Genomic DNA, 17,680 nt, shown 5'->3' on the forward strand with positions numbered 1-17,680 from the left:
CAAATCAGCCGGGCTCGTCGCTTACCGGTCCTGTCCTCAGCAGCCTCTGCAGCCCGGCGGTGTAGAGCGGCTCGCCGTCCTGGCCCGAGGCACCGAAGAGGACCGCATTCTGCTCCACCGCCAAGGCGCCCAGGGCATAGCGCATGAGCTGCCCGGCGGTCTCGGCCGCCTGGGCGGCCTCGTACTCATCCTGGGCCAATGCCGCCTGCAGGGCAGGCACTGGCGGCAGTTGCGGGTCCAGTGCGTAGGCGATCAGGATCAGGTCTGCGCCGTCGCGGAACGGCAGAACTGCCTCCCGCAGACGGCTAAAAAGGGCCAACGGGCCGCCCTCGGCTCGGTGCAGCGGCTGCAGGATGCGGTGTCCGACCCGCCGCAGCAGCTCCTGCTTATTGGGCACGTGGTAGTACAGAGCACCGGGCGCCACACCCAGCTCTGCGGCCACCCTGCGCATCGAGACATCCTGAAGACCATAGTCCCCCACCAACTCGTGGGCAGTCTCGACGATCTCTGCCGCAGTCAGTGCCATGCCTTTAGCATACGGACGCAGCGGGGCGCTTTACCGCCGCTTTACACAAGGGCGTGCACACTGACGCTCAACGTTGCCGCAGTCCGCGGCGGCACTGCTGACCGGGAGAGACAGTTGAAGAACCGACAAAGAATTGCAGGCGTGCTCGCACTGAGCCTGTTGGCTGCAGCCTGCGCGGGCGACGAGGGCACTGGCCCCGAAGCCGCCGAACCGGCACTGGTTGAGGAGGCCGGAGCGAACAACGGTGATACCGACGACCAGGAATCGGAAGACGCTCCGGAGCCGGAGCCAGCAGCTCCGGAAGAGGAGGATGAGGAAGCCAGCAACGCGGCCGACGCGCCGCAGCCTGCCACGGACCCATTGGACACCCTGTTCGCCGACTCTGTGCATAACGGAATCGCCTCAGCATCCCCGAGCTCCGCGTACATCGAGGTGGACGGGCAGCGCTTTGAGTTCGGTGACGTCAGCTGCAGCATCGTCGACGAACCAGACCAACAGCACTTCGCGGTCACCGCGGTCGAGGAGGCCACAGGTCATCTTATGTACTTCAGTCGGTCCATCGGGGAGAACATCGGTTTCAATTGGGAGGATGAGCATGTCCAGCTGTCACTGCTGACCACACCTGGCGACGAGGGTGAGCTTGATCAGTACAGTAACTCGATGGCGCAGCATGACCGCGAACGCGGTGCAGCTCCGGAATGGTTCCACGGTTCCGGCACATCGCCCCTGATCAGGGTGGTGGGCAGTGAGGCCACAGCATCCGGAGTGTTGACCGGAATCCCATTTGCCGAGGCGCCCACTGAGGGTCCGTTCATCGCCGCCGTCGCATGCTGATCCGCGCCCCGAAAGGACACACCATGAAACTGATCACCACTAACGCCTGGGCGCTCTCCGCAGCCCTGATCCTGACCAGCTGCTCGACCTCGGGAGATACCGGCGGAGCCGAGCCTGGAAACGCCACGTCTGCGACCGTCCAACCGGAGCAGGTGAACGACTTCGCTGCCTCCGGAGGAGACACTGACAGTGAAGTTGACGAGCCCGAGCAGCCTCCGGCGGCAGAGACCGACACCGCCGAGGACTCGGCGGAAGAGCCTGAGGCGGTGAGCTCCGACGAAGCGCTCGGGACGGTGCGGATCAACGACTCCATCACCTACACCATTACGCAGCTGCGCAAATGCGAACCCTATGACGATGAGTTCATCGAGCGCGAGCTGGAGTTACAGGGACTCGGTGAGCATGACGGCGAACGCGTACAGGTCGATGTGTATATCGAGACAATCGCCGGCGCCCCGTTCCATGATGTCTCCTGGGCCGGCCCGGAGGGCGTCTTCGGCAGCGACGGTGAGGCGAACATCACCTGGGGCGCCGATGAGTCCAGCGTACTGGGATCAGCCACTCTGGTTGACGCATGGACCCAGGAGGAGCAGCTCCAGCTCGACTTCGAACTAGGCGTGCCCGCCGAGACAGCCACCTGCCGCTGATGACGGTGCGACCGTTTTACGCGCGCTTTAGGAGCCGCATTTCAAACTGAGGGGACACCGGGCCGGAGGGAGCTCTGGCATTCACGATGAAGAGGAAAAACTGATGATATACCGACTTCCAGCTGCCATTGGCGGACTCACCCTAAGCCTGACGCTTGCTGCCTGCAACAGTTCTGAGGACGAAACCAACCATAACGACGACGTTCCAGGCAACGCAGACAGCAATAACAATGAGGACGCCGAGGAGCAGGACGGCGGCACCGGGGCCGAGCCCGCCGGGGAATCCGAGAGTCACGGCGAGGCGACCTGGATGGGCGAGGAGCTCAACTTCACGCGATCCGGCTGTGGCACTGGAGATCCTGAGCCAGACGTGCGGTGGGTCCGTGCGCTCGGAGACGACGTGACTCTCAACGTACTCCTCGGGTTCGACCCGGATGCCAGCGATGACAACAACGTGGTCCTCGCAACCGATGATGTCGAGGTAGTACTCGACCTCCCGGGGGAGATCGGCACGACTGACTATGAGCTCTACCGAGGCAGCACCGAACTCGGCACCGGCGTTAGTGGCGATGCCAACTCCGTCTCAGGCAGCCTCCACCTCGATCTCGACAGTGCCGTCAGCCAGGGCGACGACATCAACCCCGACGGTGGCGAGCTGACCTTCGACCTCACCTGTTGAGCAGCCAGAGGGTAACCCGACAGTACACGCAGTTTTACACGTGCTTTACGGGGTGCGCTCCAGACTGAGGGGGCACCGCGTCGGAGTGCGACTCCGGCTCACCAGTTGAGGAGGAAAGACTCATGATGCACCGAATCGGCGCAGCAGTCGGCGTGCTCGCCCTGGGCCTGACGCTCGCTGCCTGCGACACTTCCGAGGACGACACCAGCAACGACGACGACGCTCCAGTCGAAGCAGAGGGCAGCAACAGTAACAACCAGGACGACGTTGAGGAACAGGACGCAGACACCGTGGACGAGCCCGCCGAAGAAGCCGAGAGTCACGGCGAGGCGACCTGGATGGGCGAGGAGCTCAGCCTCGAGTGGGTCAGCTGCGGCACCGGACGCCCGGAACCAGACATCAGGCAGATCCGAGCCGGCGGGGAGGATTTCGATCTCACCGTTCAGCTCGTTTTCGATCGTGATGCCAGCGACGAGGACAATGTGGTCCTTGCCAGCGACGACGTGGGGGTCGAGATCTTCTTCCACGGCGAGGGCGGAACCATCGGCGACGGCGAAGGCTACCAGGGCAGTACCGCGTTCGGCGCTGAAGCCGACGGTGATGCCGATGCCGTCTCCGGCAGCCTCCACCTGGATCCCGACAGTGTCAGCCGCGCTGACGAGGTCAACCCCGGAGGCGGCCAGGTGACCTTCGCCCTCACCTGTTGAGCAGCCCGATGGGAACCCGAAAGTACTGGTCGATCCTGCTGGTCGCGGCACTGATTCTGGTCAGCTGCGGCGGCCCTGAGCCGGATGCTGAGCCGCCTCTGCCTGCACCGGGCGCCTCTGAGGAGGAGGCTGAGCATCAGCCCGCTGAAGAAACCGAGGACGACGCCGTTGAGGAAGAGCCTGAGGCGAAAGAAGAAGCGGACACGGTCTCCACTGTTTCTGGCAGTGCTCAGCACGTTCAGGACCTCTGGCTGTTCCAAGAGATTACCGTGGTCGGCGCCGAAGACACCGGGACCATAGACGATGAGATCTTCGCCTGGCTAGCCTCTGAGGCCGAAGAGACCGTAGAACTGCCGGGCGGCGCCAGCTTCCACGTAGTTGAGGCCCTGGATGCCCAAATCCTGGCTCCGGACGAGGTCCCCCGCGAGGATGTGGAGGTCATTGCCGGCTGGGTGGAATTCGAGGATGCACAGGCACTCGCTGTGCTCGGCACTGTCCATGAGGGTGCCGAGCATATTGGCCACCAGGACCATCTGGACCTGGACCTGACCTCGGTCGAAGGCATCCGGGCCGGCGATGTGATCAGCTACCACCTGGCGTTCCTGCAGAGCCTCCCGGCGAAAGAACCTGATGACGAGGCCGACCTCAGCGGCCTGGAGATGCTCAGCCACCGGCTTCAGGCCGAACGATATCTCTACGCCGGCTATCGTGACGACGACGGCGAGATCCAGCCCGGCACCTTCAGCGATCAGCTGGCCGCCGTCGTGTCGGGCTCCGACCGGTCGCGACTGCCGGCGAAGTCCCACGACATGATCGAAGGCATGCAGGATGCGGTGAGCGACTGCTCACCGATTCAATGCATTGTCGACTGGTTCAGGAACTTCGGACCAGGCGGGGGCGGCGGATCCAGCTGGGACAATGCCCTGTGCAACGGCGATATCGGCACCAACTGCTCTCCGCCCCCGCCGCCGAATCCGAGCTGCAGGTACCCGCCGTGCGGCAGCACCCACGGCGATCCCTACCTGGCCTCCTACCATGGCGGCACAGTCCAGTTTCACCTGGTCGGAGAGTTCGTCCTGACCTCCGGTGACGATCTGGAGGTTCAGGTGCGGATGGCACCGGCCTATCTGGACGGCCTCGCCTTCAACACCGGTGTGGCCATCGAGTCCGAGGGCCGCCGGGTGACCATCGCCTTCGAGAACGGCGAAGCCGTCTCCCGGGTCGACGGCGAGCCTGTTGCCTCAGCTGCCCTGCACTCCGCACTGGAGGCGGCAGGCTGGCAGGCCTCGGTGATCGACGACACCTACCTGCAGGTCATCACCGATCAAGGACATGCCGTGTCAGTGACACTGCGCAATCGCTCCGACCACCAATACCTCGATGTCTATGTCGACCTCGCGGATGAGCTGCCGGGATTCGTGGGCCTGCTGGGCGGCGCCCACCCCGATGAGCCCAGGTGGATGAGCCGTGACGGTGAAGAGTTCGGCCTGAGGCAGGTCGCCAACCGAACCACCAGATACCAGGAGTTCGGCGAGACCTGGCGGATCACCGAGGATGAGTCGCTCTTCGACTACCCCGAGGGCGAGTCCACTGCCACCTACACCGATCTGAGCTTCCCTCCGAGCAACAGTGTCGAGGCCGAGGACCTCGACCGAGAGGACCCGGAGGTCGCCCATGCCGAGGCGGTCTGCCGCGTCGCAGGCATCGAGGCGGAGCCGAACCTCACCTACTGCATCCTGGACTACTGGGCCACCGGCGATATCTCCGTGGTCCTGTCTGCGCAGACGGCCGACCGCGTACGGCAGGTCCGTGAGGGCGAGGTGGTGGACGGTGCGGAGTTCGCTCCCTGGTCCGCTTGGGAACATGATGCCCTGCCGGATGGCGCGATCGAGGCCACCTGGAACACCCCCGTCGACAGCATTCGGGACCAGTATGGGCTCGAGGCAGGAGACCGGTTCGAGGTCACGTGCCCGCCCGAAGCCGAGGGCGAAGGCCGCACCAATACCCGGATCTGGGGCACTAACATCTACTGGTCCCGCTCCCCGGTCTGCGCCGCGGCGGTTCATGCCGGGCTGGCCACCCTGGAGGAAGGCGGAACCTTCGAAGTGGAGCTGCTCGACAACATCGCTCATCGAGACATCGAGGTGGAGTCTCGCAACGGCATCGACCCACGGCAGTGGGCACGATCGGCAAGCGGATTCCAGTTCACAACACACAACAATTCCTGAAAATTTGCTGACACTGGGCTGGGCGCGGCGTAGGCTGGTGCCACTATGACCACCACCGAGGCTGCGCTCGAGACTGCCCGAGGGATCTCCAGGATCACGATCCTGGGGACGGTTTCGGTGGAATCGGCCGGGGGTACGGAGAGCGTCCGGGGCGAGCGGCGCGAGGCAGCACTGATCGCCCTGGCGCTGAACGCCGGTCAGCCGGTGCCCCGCGAGCGCCTGGTCGATGCCGTCTGGGGTGATGAGAGCCCGCCGACGGCGGCTACCTCTCTACGCGTGCTAATCTCCCAGCTGCGCAAGACGCTCGGCGAGGACCTGCTGGAAACCACCGAGACCGGATACCGACTTGCTGTGGACCCCAAGCAGGTGGACGTCTGCCAGTTCCGTACCCTGGCCAAGCAGGGGCACGAACTCCTCCGCCAGCGACGCCACTCCGCCGCTCACCAAACCCTGCAGGAGGCCATGGCCCTCTGGCGCGGCCCCCAGTGGCCCGATCACGGCATCCTCCAGCTAGAAAGCTCGACGCTGGCCACCACCAAGGAGGAGGCAGAGCTGCACCTGGCCGAGGCCCGCCTGCACGCCGCGGGACTGCCTCCAGACATCACTGCCCTGGAGGAGCTTGTCCAGCGTTATCCCTACCGGGAACGGGCCTGGGAGCTGCTGATGACCGCCCTGTACTGGGCTGGCCGTCAGGCCGAGGCGCTCGAGGCCTTTCAGCGTGCCAAAATCCTCCTGCTCGACGAACTCGGACTGGACCCCAGCCCCTCCCTGGTGGAGACCGAGACCGCCATTCTCAACCAGGACCCCCGGCTTGCACCGCCCTCACCGGCCACAGTGCACCTGCCCAGCTACACCACGGAGTTTATCGGCCGCGCCGAGCAGGTCACTGAGCTCGCCGAGTTGGTCTCCACCTGCCGCCTGATCACTGTGACGGGCCTGGGGGGCTCAGGCAAGACCCGCCTGGCGGTGCAGGCAGCCTGGGCCGCGGCCGAGGACTTCTCCGACGGGGTGACCTTCGTAGCATTGGGGCCAGTTGAGGACGACGCCGTGGTCCCGGCCAAGATCGCCCAGGCAGCAGACAGCCGGGCTGAGACCGTCGAGAGCCTGGCCGCGGAAATCGGCAGTTCACGCATGCTGATCCTGCTGGACAATGCGGAGCACTTGGTAGCCGCCGTGGCTGAAGCGGCCGAAACGCTGATCACCCAGTGCCCGAACCTCACCCTGTTGGTGACCAGCCGCACCGCCCTGCAGCTGCAGGCTGAGCGCAGCTGGCCAATTCCGCTGCTGGAACTGCCGGAGGAGGACACTCCTGAGGCCTGTCAACGCAGTGAGTCAGCCCAGCTGTTCCTCACCCGCGCGAAGACCGTCACTGATCACCTGCAGCTTGACCACAGCACCGCCCCGCAGATCGCTGAGGCCTGCCGGCTGCTGGCCGGCCATCCCCTGGGCATCGAACTCGCAGCGGCCAAGTGTTCGATATTCTCGGTGGCCGACATAGTTGAGCAGCTGCGCCGAGGCACCTCGATTGAAGGGAAGGAACATGACCGCCCCAAGCAGCATCGATCGATTGAGATCGCCCTGCGGTGGACCATCGACACGCTCCCAGCCATCCAGCAGACGCTGTTACTCAGGCTGGCGGCTTTTCACGGCGCTTTCGACTTCACCGGAGTGCAGAACGTCTGCCTCGGTGGTCCGCTCACCGAGCAGAACCTGGCCGAACATCTGGAGGGACTGGTAGCCAGCTCCCTGATACAGATAGACCAGCGGAACGGGACCTATTGGTACCGGCTGCTGGCCCCAGTACATGCGGTGGCGCGCGAGCTCCTGGACCAGTCCAAAGAAGCACAGGTAGTGCGGCAGCGGTACCACGACGCCGTTCAGACGCTGATCAAACGCACCAGTGAAGGAAGCCAGAGCACCCAGGCACCCGCCCTTTTCGCCCGACTTGACGCCTACGCCCACGACGTCCGTGGAGTATTGGAGAAGACCGAACGGGAGAACCCCCACGCGGCAGCCCAGATGTGCACTCAGCTGCGACACTACTGGACGTCTCGACGTACCCACCGTGAAGTAATTCGACGCCTTGAGCGACTCCTGGAGCGGCAGGACGGGATCAGCACAGAGACTTTGGCCGACCTCTTCGAGACCACCGCATGGTTCTACCTCGACGGCGGAGGCGGTACGCGGGAGGCCAGAGAGGCCGCTGCTAAATGTATCGAATTGCGTGAGAAGGCCGGGGACGCTGTCGGCATCGCGACCGCCAAGCTGCTATTGGCCGCCGCAGTATCCCACGGCGGAGATCACGGCCACGCTTACGCGATCTTTGCCGAAGCCCAGCATACATTCGAGCAGCTCGACCATGACTCTGGAATGCTCCGCGCCGGGGTCAACGCAGGGATCGCCGCACAGAAGCTGGGCAGGCTGGAGGACGCGGACCGGCACCTTCTGGTAGCCCTTGGGGCTACTCGTCGCACCGGAGCTAGAAGCTTTGAGGCGCTGGTTCTGGAGCGGCGCTCCTATGTGGCGACCGACGGCGGGGATGCCTCTGCCGCCGCGGCCCTGGTCCGCACTGCGCACGAGATCCGGCTGGAACTCGGCGAACCCTTGGAGCTGTGCCGCAGCTACTGGAGCCTGGGCATCAGCGCCCTGGTGGCCAAGGACTTCACAGCCGCCGGCGAGCACCTGCTCCAGTCCATGAGACTCGCTCAGGAACACCGGTTCACTGACGCGTGGTGGATCCCCGGGCTGCTCGAACTGGCCGCTGTGCTGCTAGTGGAGCAGGGCAGCCTGCTGGCAGCCACCCGACTTATCGGTGCCGCAGATGCCCTGCGCAGCCGGTCCGGCCTGGGCCACAACCAGCAGAGCGTGCCGGGCCTGGCTGCCACGATAGAATCGCTTCAGCAGACCCTCGGAGGCGCGACCTACGAGGCCGAGTTCAGCCACGGTGCGGCGCAGACCGGTCCTGTGGCGCTGCGGCGCGCCCAGGAGGCCTGCGCACACCTGTCACGCTGAGCCTCACCACTCGGAGAGGTCGAAGTCCAGCTCGCTGGGGTCCGGTATGGAGAAGGTCCACTCACCGGTGGCCTCCCCGGCCCGGGAGCGGGTGTGCGTCATGGTGTAGTCACCGACCACCTCGGCGTCGACGGTGAATCCGGTGAGGATCTCGCTAACCGTCTCCCCGCCACGCGCACAGCGCTCGGAGACTCCGTCGTCAAGCACCGAGTCGCCGTTAGGCTGCTCCAGGCTCCAGCCGCCCGAGCTGCGAGTGCTGCAGGACTGCGCATCGCTCCGGTTCTGTACGGTGTACTCCAAGAGGATATGTGCCTGCCCGTCGGGAAGCGGTGTGAGGTCCGGGCCGCCCCAGCGGACTTCAGCATAGCTGATGGTCACCAGATCATCGACGTCCTCATCCTGTAGCTGGGCCTCTGCTCCGATCAGGTCGGAGATCTCGATCGGCACCCGGGAGATGGTGTCCCCTTCAGGACCGAGCGCAATCTCGGCAGCGCTGCTGCCGGCGTTGCCGATCAGCAGCACCGCCTCGTCCAGCGTGAACCCCTCTGCGTCTGCGGCCGGGACCGTGATCTCGATCTGCCCGCTGTTCGAAGCGTTGGCCGGGATCTGGTTGAAATCCGTGGCGAAGCCGGGAGCAGCATAGGTGTCGGCCCCCGCCTGCCAGCGGAGCTCGTAGCCGGATACAACCGTTCGGTTGGAGTTCGAGGGATTGGTGAAGCGCATATCGGCCTCGACCACCAGACTGCCGTCCTCCTGCGGAATCGTCCTGACCGTCTCCACCTCATAGTGCACCCCGGCCTGGTGCCCGGTGAGCCCGATGACGCGTTCCTCAGCAGCAGCCAACTCGACCTCTGCGGCGTCGTCCTCTGTCTGGCTCGGCTCCGCATCTGCGGATTCCTGCTGCGCGGCGATCTCCTCATTGACCTCCTCCAGTCCGGTCTCCACAGCGTCGCCGAACTCCTCAAGCTGCTCGCCGATCTCCTGGGCCTGGCTGCAGCCGCTGATCATAAGCAGTGTGGCCGTGCCGGCCAACAGGGCCGCAGTCGATGTCCTCTTCATGGTGTGTCCTCTCATGCTCAAGCGGGAATACCGGCCCCGCAATAGGTCTCATCCTCACCTGAGACCCGTAATGCGCCCGTAAAGCGCAGGCACCCGGCGCATTACACCGGATTTACACCCCTGTACCTACCGTTGGGGCACACACCCAAAGAGAGAGGACCCACGGCCATGAATTTCTCCTACGCCAGAACTTTGAAGCTGCTCCTACGCACCATGCCGTTCCTGATCTTCCGGCTTCTGGTCTACCTGGGCATTGCGGTCGGCTGGATCATCATTACCGCCATTGGGGCCGGCATCGGAGCCATGGTCGGAGCAGTCGGCGGATCCACCGCCGCCGGCGCCACCATCGGCGGCTTCATCGGGTTCGTCGCCTGCATTGGCATCTTAGCTTTCCTGCGCCGCTACCTGCTCTACATGGTCAAATCCGCGCATATTGCCGTACTGGTGGAGGCCATCGACGGCCGCACACTCCCGGCGGGGCAGGGTCAGGTCAAGTACGGACAACAGGCGGTGAAGGAGCGCTTTGTTGAGATGTCGGTGCTCTTCGGAGTCGATGCCGTCATCAAGGGGATCCTCAAAGCGTTCAACCGGCTGGTGGTCCGGGTGGCGGACTTCCTGCCCATACCAGGGGCAGCCAAGGTTGCCAAGATCGGCAACGCCGTGGTCAACAGCTCGCTGACCTACGTGGATGAGACCATCCTGGGCCACAATCTGCGCGTACGCTCCACCAACCCGTGGGAGACCAGCCGGCAGGGCCTGATCCTGTATGCGCAGAACTACAAGCAGTTCCTGAAGAACGCGGTGAAGCTCACTCTGGGCGTATGGGGGCTGACTCTGCTGATCTTCTTAGCACTGGTCGGACCGGTCGCCCTGGTGGTGTGGCTGTTGCCGGTCACCGGTGGCCTGGTGCCCCTGCTGCTCACGCTGTGCCTTACCTGGGCGGTCAAACTGGCCGTGGTGGAGCCCTTCGCCGTCACAGCCATGCTGCAGGTTTGGGCCAAGGTGACCGCAGGTCAGGTGCCCAACCCGGAATGGGAGAGCAAGCTGCAGCAGGCCAGCAGGAAGTTCGGTGAGATGGGGTCCAAAGCCCGGGATTGGGGACGGCGACACCAAGAGGGCACCGCACAGACGCCCAGTGCCCCCTGAACCTCGGACACGGTGCCTGTCCTCGCCGGAGATACCCGGTCCCCCTGGTGGGATTCGAACCCACACTGTATCGATTTTAAGTCGACTGCCTCTGCCGGTTGGGCTACAGGGGGCGCCTTCTACTTGGTGGCCTTCTTCTTGCCGCCACCGGCGGCTTCGAAGAACGCCTTGGTGGGGTTCTCCAAATCGCGCAGCGGGGTGACGTCACGGCCGAAGACCATCTCGTTGACCCAGCCGCCGGCCACCCGGGCCTTGCGTTCGATGGTGGGGATAGCCATACCGTGGTACCCGCGGTGGGCGGCCCAGGCCAGGACGCCCTTGAGCTTGACGCCCATCGGGTTGCCCACGCCCTTGTAGAGGCCCAGTCCCGCCACAGCTCCGAGAGACTCATGCTTGTACTCGGCAACCTCAGCGGTGCCGTAGCGGACCGCAAACAGGTTCTTGGCCAGCACCTTGGCCTGCCGGGAGGCGTGCTGGGCGTTGGGCACGCAGAACCCGCCGGGACCGGCTCCGGTGAGGTCCGGGATTGCGGCGATATCACCGGCCGTCCAAGCACCTTCGATCACGTCGCCGTCCTCATTCAGTATCTGCAGGGTCGCGGAGCCGGTGATCCGACCGCGCTCATCCACCGGGAAGGAAGAGCTGCGGGCCACTGCATTGGCGGCCACACCGGCGGTCCATACCAGGGTGTCGGAGCCGAACTTGTCCACCTCGGACTTATCTGCCATCGAGATCAGGGTCAGCTCTCCGTCCACTGCAGAGCTCAGCGAGGTGTTGAGCAGGACCTCTATGCCGCGGCCGCGCAGGTGCTCGACCACACCGACTGCCTGGTCCTCGGAGACCTCGGGCATGATCCGGCCCATCGCCTCCACCAGCACGATGCGCACATCAGACTGGCTGAGCCGGGGGTTCTCGTTGACTGCGGCGCGGATGATGTCTTCCATCTCCGCGATGCACTCGATGCCGGCGAATCCGCCGCCGACCACGGTGAAAGTCAGCGCACGGCGCTTGGCAGCCTCATCGGTCATTACAGAGGCCGCTTCGAGGCGCTCCAGGATATGGTTGCGCAACCCCAGGGCCTCCTCGATGGTCTTCAGACCGATGCCGTTCTCGGCAAGTCCCTCGATGGGGAAGGTGCGGGTGGTGGCGCCGGCGGCCATGACGATGTCCTGGTAGGGGATCTCCACGGATTCGCCCTCGCCGAGTCCCACTACGGCGATCTTCGCTTGATGGTCCACGGAGGTCACCTTGCCGGTGATCACCTCAGTGTCCTTCAGGTGCCGCCGGTGCGGCACCACGGCGTGGCGGGCTTCGATGTGCCCGCCGACCACCTCGGGGAGGAAGGGCTGGTAGGTCATATAGGGCAGCGGGTCCACCAGGGTGACTATGCCGCCGGCAGCCTTGATCTTCTTCTGCAGCTGCTGGGCCACAGTGAGGCCGACGTAGCCGCCGCCGACGATCAGAACACGGGGTTTCTCTGAGAGCTTGAGTGCCATGGGCTCCATCCTATCGGGGTTTGGGTCAGGTTCGGCTGCGCCGGGAGATCAGATGAACTGCGGCCAGAGTCATCAGGATGACTACCACCAGGCCGCCGGCCGCCACGGTGACCGGACCAGCCCAGTCCTGGGCTGAGCGAACCTCTGCAGCCCGGGGCAGCTCACGCGGCTCTCCCTCGGGTCCTGCGATCACCTCCGCGTCCTCGGGAATATCGGCACCATTGCCGTTCACCCCATCATCGGCGCGCCGGTGCACCCGGATCCAGTCGGCCAGGGTGTCATAGTCATCGGCATTGAATTCCGGGAGGTTGCCGTTGACCGCCTCGGCCACATTGATCACCCCGTGCCCGTACTCGGGGTCAACCCCCTCGGCCCCCTCGGAGTCAGCAGAGACCAACAGCCGGTGCTTGACCTCCTGAGCCGAAAGCTCCGGATGGGCGGCCATCACCAGTGCCGCGGCACCGGCCACAAGGGGGGTGGCCCCTGAGGTGCCGGTCCAGGTGGCGTACCCCTCCCCCGGCAATGCTCCGACCAGCGGCTCGGAGGCGGCGGCGATGTCCACTGCAATGCCCTGGGAGGAGGATTCCTCGCTGATATTGCGGTTCTCGTCCACCCCGGCCACGGTGAGCACTCCTGGGATGGTGGCCGGTGCGCCCACGGACCAGTGCCCGGCTGCACGGTTGCCGGCGGCGGCGACCACCAGCACATCGTTCTCCTCGGCGTGCAGGAAGGCCTCATCCCAGCTCTCCGGCCAGTCCTGCACCCCGGAGCCGATGGACATGTTGATGATGTCGGCCCCGTTGTCCACAGCCCAGACCACGGCCTGGGCGATCTGCTCCTCAGTGCCGGGGCCGTTGGGATTGGGATCCTCCAGGACCAGTGACGCGGAGATGATATTGGCCTCCGGGGCCACCCCTACTACGCCTACCGGCCGCTGGTTCCAGGGCACATCTGGTGCCTCGGGCGCCAGATCCTCGTCATCGAGCTCGAGCTCCTCCTCCATGCCGGGGAAGGTGCGCTCCTCGTAGAATTCGTCGAGCAGCTCCTCGTCGATGACCTCTTCCCAGTCCTCACCGTGGATCTCCTCCAGCTCGGCCAGGAACTGGTCGAACCATTCGTCCCATTCCTCCTGGGACATATCCTCGAGACTCTCCGGTTCGATCACCTCCGGTTCGGGCAGCTCCTCGCCCCGGCCCACCGCCAGGGAGGCAACCAGAGTTCCGTGCTCGGTGCTGGTCTGCTGCACCGGCCCGCCGGAGCCGTCGCCGCCGCCGGAGAAATCGGTGCCTCCGGTGAGCGCGCCGTTGAGCCCCGGGTGAGACCCGTCAACACCGGTGTCGATGATCGCGATGGTCACCCCCTCGCCCCGGGTGGTGTCCCAGGCCTCGGTGACCCCGTAGTCCTCCAGCCAGTACTGCTGCTCACGGACCTCCACGGCATGGGCCGGTGCGGACATCAGCGGGGTCAGTACCAGTGCGGCTGCAGCACTGATGGCCCATACACTACGACGCCGCATCCTCACTTCTCGTTCCCCATACTCTCCAGCTGCTCCTGTGCCACCGACATCGCCAATCCGTCCAGGATGTCGTGCTCCGAGGCGATGGCGGTGGCCACGCGGTTCTCTGTGATCTTGTTGATGTAGTCCAGAATGGTCCCCCAGATCAGTGCTCCGGCGCCGATCACATCTACCCGTCCCGGATGCATGAACGGCATGGCTGCCCGCTGGGCGCGGGTGCTGTGCACCAGCTGGTCCACAGACTGGTGGACCGCATCCAGGGAAAGTTCGGCACCGTTGATGGTCTCGGCGTCGTAATCCTCAAGTTTCAGCGCATGGGCGGTGACAGTGGTGACCGTGCCTGCCACTCCCACCACAGCCTCCGTCTCGTGCAGCGGCATCACCTCCGCCACATTCTCCAGGAAGCTGAGGGTTTCGAAGGCGGCCATAGAGCATTCGGTCTCCGTGGGGGGATCGCTGCGCATATGCCGTTCGGTGAACCGGACACAACCCATATCTGTGGAGATGGCGTGCTCGGCGCCGGCAGAGGTGCCCAGCACGAACTCGGTGGATCCCCCGCCCAGGTCCACCACCAGGACCTTGCGGGCCGCATCCCAGTTGAGCACGCTGGCCGCTCCGGCGAAGGAGAGCCCGGCCTCCTCGGAGCCGCGGATCACCTCGGGCTCCACACTCAGGCGGTCCTTGACCCCGGCGATGAACTCTTCCCGGTTGCTGACATCCCGGGAGGCCGAGGTTGCCACGAAACGCACAGCCTGCACCTGGTGGCGGCGGATGAGCTCGGCGTAGTCCTCCACCGCGGCGAAAGTGCGCTGCAGCGCCTGGGCGGAGAACTCCCCGGTGGTGTCCACACCTTCGCCCAGCCGCACCACAGTCATTCGGCGCACCACATCGGTGACCGAGCCGGTGCCGGGAAGGTCCACGTCTGCGATGAGCAGGCGGATCGAGTTGGTGCCGCAGTCGATGGCTGCCACCCGGAGTGGGGCCTGGGCGGATTCGGTCATGATGGCTCTTCTCTCTCCTGGAGGCGGCGCACATGGCGTGAGAGGTCCTCGGTGGGGACCTCTGCGCGGTGGTCCCAGGCAGTGTCACATGTGCAGGTCTCCGGGGTCCATTCGGCGCTGATCCGCTCCAGGGTCTCATCGCCCAGCGGATTGATTCCCGGGCCCGCAGCCAGGGCATGGCCGGCCAGCACGTGGAGGCATTTGACGCGTTCGGGCATTCCGCCGGCGCTGACCCCCTCGATCTCCCAGACCGGGCCGAGTCCGGCTGCCTGGCGGATCCTCTCCCGCTCCTGCAGGTAGTGCTGGTGAGCCTTCCGGTACTGGGCGGCCAGGGCGTCGTCGTCCTGGAGGCGCTGGGTCATCTCGGCCATCACCCCGGCAGCCTCGAGCCGGGAGACTGCGGCAGTAAGGGTGGGGTGGGTGAGGTAGAAGGTCGTGGGGAAGGGGATGCCGTTGCTCAGCCTCGGGGCGGTGGCTGCCACCAGGGGGTTGCCGCAGCGGCAGCGGGCGGGAATCTCCACCACGTCGCGCACGGGCCGGCCCAACTGCAGGCTGAGCGTATCGAGGTCCTGTGGGGTGGGAATCGGCTGACCAGTGGCGCGGGGGCGGTTCACAGCAGGTAAGTCTACTGCTCGGCGGATTCGACCACGGACTCCCAGAGCTCATCGGTCCAGTCAGCATCCTCTGCAGCCTCCTCCGCGGAGTCGGTCTGCACCTCCGCCTCGGCGAGATCCCCGATCACGTGGTACCGGCGTTCCCCCGGCAGCACCAGGTTGATCCGCTCGCGGGCCTGCTGCTGGACAAACTGAGGATCATCCCACCGGGCCAGTTCGGAGTACAGCTCATCCTGGCGCTGCTCCTCGGCGGCGATCTGCTCATGGAGGGCCGAAAGCTCGGCGCGCTGCTGCATATAGCTGCGCACGGTGGGCACCAGGAAGGAGATCACCACCAGGGTGACGATAGTCAGCACGATCATCCGCCCGGAGAAGGTCCGTTCCGGGACCAGAGTGCGCGCGGAGACGGGGGTCCTGCGGGAGGGCCGTTGGGCGTGCTGCTGCGGCTTGTCTGCGCGGCGGGCACGGCGTGCGGTGATCTCATCGGGGGTGCGGATCTGTCCGGAGACCTGTTCCCGCTCGGCCAATCGGCGGCGTTCAGCTTTCTGGGCTCGCTGCTGGGACCGACGCTGCCGGGCGGAGAGATCCTGCGGTTCGGCAGTGGTGCCGGAGGTGCGGGCATGGCGCGCCATGGGCTCATCACCGCCTTAACTAGGTGCGCCCCGGCGGTCCGGCTGAAGCACCGGACCGCCGAGCACACCACTGATGGGAAGCGTTCAGTTACAGAACCTCACCCTAGTTGCGGGGCAGTATAAGCAGCCCCCAGGACACGCGGAATGTCCGGAACTTATCCGGCGTGAAGCTCGGCGTAAGCCGAGGGAGAGGCGAGCGCGACATGTGCGCGCCGCCGGGATTAGGCACTGAAGCGTGGGAAGGCGCTCTTTCCTGCGTAGCGGGCGGCATCACCGAGCTCCTCCTCGATGCGCAGCAGCTGGTTGTACTTGGCCACACGCTCTGAGCGTGCGGGGGCACCGGTCTTGATCTGCCCGGCGTTGACCGCCACGGAGATATCAGCGATCGTGGTGTCCTCAGTCTCACCGCTGCGGTGGCTGATCATAGTGGTGTAGGTGGAGCGCTGTGCCAGGCTGATGGCGTCCAGGGTCTCGGTGAGCGAGCCGATCTGGTTGACCTTCACCAGCAGCGAGTTGGCGGTGGCGGAGTCGATGCCCTTGGCCAGCCGGTCGGGATTGGTGACGAAGAGGTCATCGCCGACCAGCTGGACCTTGGCACCGATGGCCTCGGTGAGGGTCTTCCAGCCGGCCCAGTCGTCCTCATCCAGGGGGTCCTCGATGGAGACCAGCGGGTAGGCCTCCACCAGCTCCTTGTAGTAGTCGCTCATCTGCTCGGGGCTGCGCTGCTCGCCCTCAAAGGTGTACACCCCGTCGGCGTAGAACTCGGTGGCGGCCACATCCAGGGCCAGGGCAATATCTGCCCCGGGCTGGTAGCCGGCGCGCTGAATCGCCTCGGTGATCAGGTCCAGGGCCGCCCGGTTGGAGGGCAGGTCAGGGGCGAAGCCGCCCTCATCGCCCAGGCCGGTGGAGAGCCCCTTCTCCTTCAGCAGGGCCTTCAGGGAGTGGTAGACCTCCACCCCGGCACGCAACGCCTCGGAGAAGGTGGCCGCGCCGATCGGGGCGATCATGAACTCCTGGATGTCCACATTGGAGTCGGCGTGGCTGCCGCCGTTGAGGATGTTCATCATCGGCACCGGCAGCAGGTGGGCATTGGGCCCGCCCAGGTACTTGTACAGCGGCAGGTCGGAGGCATCAGCTGCGGCCTTGGCCACGGCCAGGGAGACGCCCAGGATGGCGTTGGCGCCCAGGGAGCCCTTGTTCTCGGTGCCGTCCAGGTCCAGCAGCACCTGGTCGATGGAGCGCTGCTCAGTGGAGTCCAGGCCTTCCAGTGCCGGGGCAATGATCTCGTTGACGGCCTTCACAGCCTCGGACACGCCCTTGCCCAGGTAGCGGGACTTATCGCCGTCGCGGCGCTCCACAGCTTCGAAGGCGCCGGTGGAGGCACCGGAGGGTACCGCAGCCTGGCCGAAGCTGCCGTCATCGAGCAGAACATCGACCTCAACAGTGGGGTTGCCGCGGGAGTCGAGAATTTCACGGCCGTAGACACTGGCGATTAGGGACATGGGTGGGTCTCCTTGGAGTAGATGAGGGTGATGGGACAGCGGTCACCATTGACTCATCTCCCAGCCTAGTCCCCCAATCCC

General features: G+C 65.3%; 15 protein-coding genes and 1 tRNA gene. 7 read left to right on the forward strand and 9 right to left on the reverse strand.

What is annotated here, in order from left to right; genetic code table 11:
• Nucleotides 1–4 precede the first annotated feature (4 nt).
• On the reverse strand, nucleotides 5–526 hold the full coding sequence (locus GNZ21_RS09605) for a TetR/AcrR family transcriptional regulator (protein WP_157323693.1): 522 nt from the start codon (nucleotides 524–526) through the stop codon (nucleotides 5–7).
• Nucleotides 527–667: 141 nt separating this feature from the next.
• Between GNZ21_RS09605 and GNZ21_RS09610 the strand changes: the two genes are divergently transcribed.
• The 6 genes from GNZ21_RS09610 to GNZ21_RS09635 all read left to right on the forward strand — a co-directional run bounded on the left by GNZ21_RS09610 (nucleotide 668) and on the right by GNZ21_RS09635 (nucleotide 8,633).
• Entirely contained in the window at nucleotides 668–1,360 is a 693-nt protein-coding gene (locus GNZ21_RS09610; protein WP_157323695.1) for a hypothetical protein, read from the forward strand.
• Nucleotides 1,361–1,383: 23 nt separating this feature from the next.
• Nucleotides 1,384–2,007, forward strand: a complete 624-nt coding sequence (locus tag GNZ21_RS09615) for a hypothetical protein (protein WP_157323697.1) — start codon at nucleotides 1,384–1,386, stop codon at nucleotides 2,005–2,007.
• Nucleotides 2,008–2,110: 103 nt separating this feature from the next.
• A complete protein-coding gene (locus GNZ21_RS09620) occupies nucleotides 2,111–2,686 on the forward strand; it encodes a hypothetical protein (RefSeq protein ID WP_157323699.1) in 576 nt (191 codons plus the stop codon).
• A 122-nt stretch (nucleotides 2,687–2,808) separates the two neighbouring features.
• Entirely contained in the window at nucleotides 2,809–3,393 is a 585-nt protein-coding gene (locus tag GNZ21_RS09625; protein ID WP_157323702.1) for a hypothetical protein, read from the forward strand.
• An 8-nt stretch (nucleotides 3,394–3,401) separates the two neighbouring features.
• Nucleotides 3,402–5,621, forward strand: coding sequence for an LCCL domain-containing protein (locus GNZ21_RS09630; protein ID WP_157323705.1), 2,220 nt, complete (start codon nucleotides 3,402–3,404; stop codon nucleotides 5,619–5,621).
• A gap of 45 nt (nucleotides 5,622–5,666) precedes the next feature.
• Nucleotides 5,667–8,633 (forward strand): BTAD domain-containing putative transcriptional regulator, encoded by a 2,967-nt coding sequence (locus tag GNZ21_RS09635; protein ID WP_157323707.1) that lies wholly within the window; start codon nucleotides 5,667–5,669, stop codon nucleotides 8,631–8,633.
• Between the two features lie 3 nt (nucleotides 8,634–8,636).
• Here the strand turns inward: GNZ21_RS09635 and GNZ21_RS09640 are convergent, their stop codons facing one another.
• Complete coding sequence (locus GNZ21_RS09640; RefSeq protein ID WP_157323709.1) at nucleotides 8,637–9,692, reverse strand: hypothetical protein; 1,056 nt, start codon at nucleotides 9,690–9,692, stop codon at nucleotides 8,637–8,639.
• A gap of 168 nt (nucleotides 9,693–9,860) precedes the next feature.
• Between GNZ21_RS09640 and GNZ21_RS09645 the strand changes: the two genes are divergently transcribed.
• Entirely contained in the window at nucleotides 9,861–10,838 is a 978-nt protein-coding gene (locus GNZ21_RS09645) for a hypothetical protein (protein WP_157323711.1), read from the forward strand.
• A gap of 39 nt (nucleotides 10,839–10,877) precedes the next feature.
• Here GNZ21_RS09645 and GNZ21_RS09650 read toward each other — a convergent pair.
• From GNZ21_RS09650 to eno, 7 genes are all read right to left on the reverse strand, one after another.
• Nucleotides 10,878–10,951 (reverse strand) — tRNA-Leu (locus tag GNZ21_RS09650).
• A 6-nt stretch (nucleotides 10,952–10,957) separates the two neighbouring features.
• Complete coding sequence (locus tag GNZ21_RS09655) at nucleotides 10,958–12,334, reverse strand: NAD(P)/FAD-dependent oxidoreductase (RefSeq protein ID WP_157323712.1); 1,377 nt, start codon at nucleotides 12,332–12,334, stop codon at nucleotides 10,958–10,960.
• Between the two features lie 25 nt (nucleotides 12,335–12,359).
• Nucleotides 12,360–13,850: a S8 family peptidase gene (locus GNZ21_RS09660; protein WP_229659535.1), complete on the reverse strand. Its 1,491-nt coding sequence runs from the start codon at nucleotides 13,848–13,850 to the stop codon at nucleotides 12,360–12,362.
• Nucleotides 13,851–13,852: 2 nt separating this feature from the next.
• Nucleotides 13,853–14,851 carry a Ppx/GppA phosphatase family protein gene (locus tag GNZ21_RS09670; protein WP_157323714.1) on the reverse strand — a complete coding sequence of 333 codons (999 nt, stop codon included), beginning with the start codon at nucleotides 14,849–14,851 and terminating at the stop codon, nucleotides 13,853–13,855.
• The gene (locus GNZ21_RS09675; RefSeq protein WP_188503719.1) at nucleotides 14,848–15,465 is read right to left on the reverse strand and encodes a DUF501 domain-containing protein; all 618 of its coding nucleotides are present in this window, start codon (nucleotides 15,463–15,465) and stop codon (nucleotides 14,848–14,850) included. Before GNZ21_RS09675 ends, GNZ21_RS09670 begins: the two co-directional genes overlap by 4 nt.
• A gap of 11 nt (nucleotides 15,466–15,476) precedes the next feature.
• Nucleotides 15,477–16,097 (reverse strand): FtsB family cell division protein, encoded by a 621-nt coding sequence (locus GNZ21_RS09680; protein WP_157323716.1) that lies wholly within the window; start codon nucleotides 16,095–16,097, stop codon nucleotides 15,477–15,479.
• A gap of 221 nt (nucleotides 16,098–16,318) precedes the next feature.
• Nucleotides 16,319–17,599, reverse strand: a complete 1,281-nt coding sequence (gene eno, locus GNZ21_RS09685) for a phosphopyruvate hydratase (RefSeq protein WP_157323718.1) — start codon at nucleotides 17,597–17,599, stop codon at nucleotides 16,319–16,321.
• Nucleotides 17,600–17,680 lie beyond the last annotated feature (81 nt).

It is taken from the genome of Nesterenkonia alkaliphila (assembly GCF_009758175.1).
Lineage (GTDB): Bacteria > Actinomycetota > Actinomycetes > Actinomycetales > Micrococcaceae > Nesterenkonia > Nesterenkonia alkaliphila.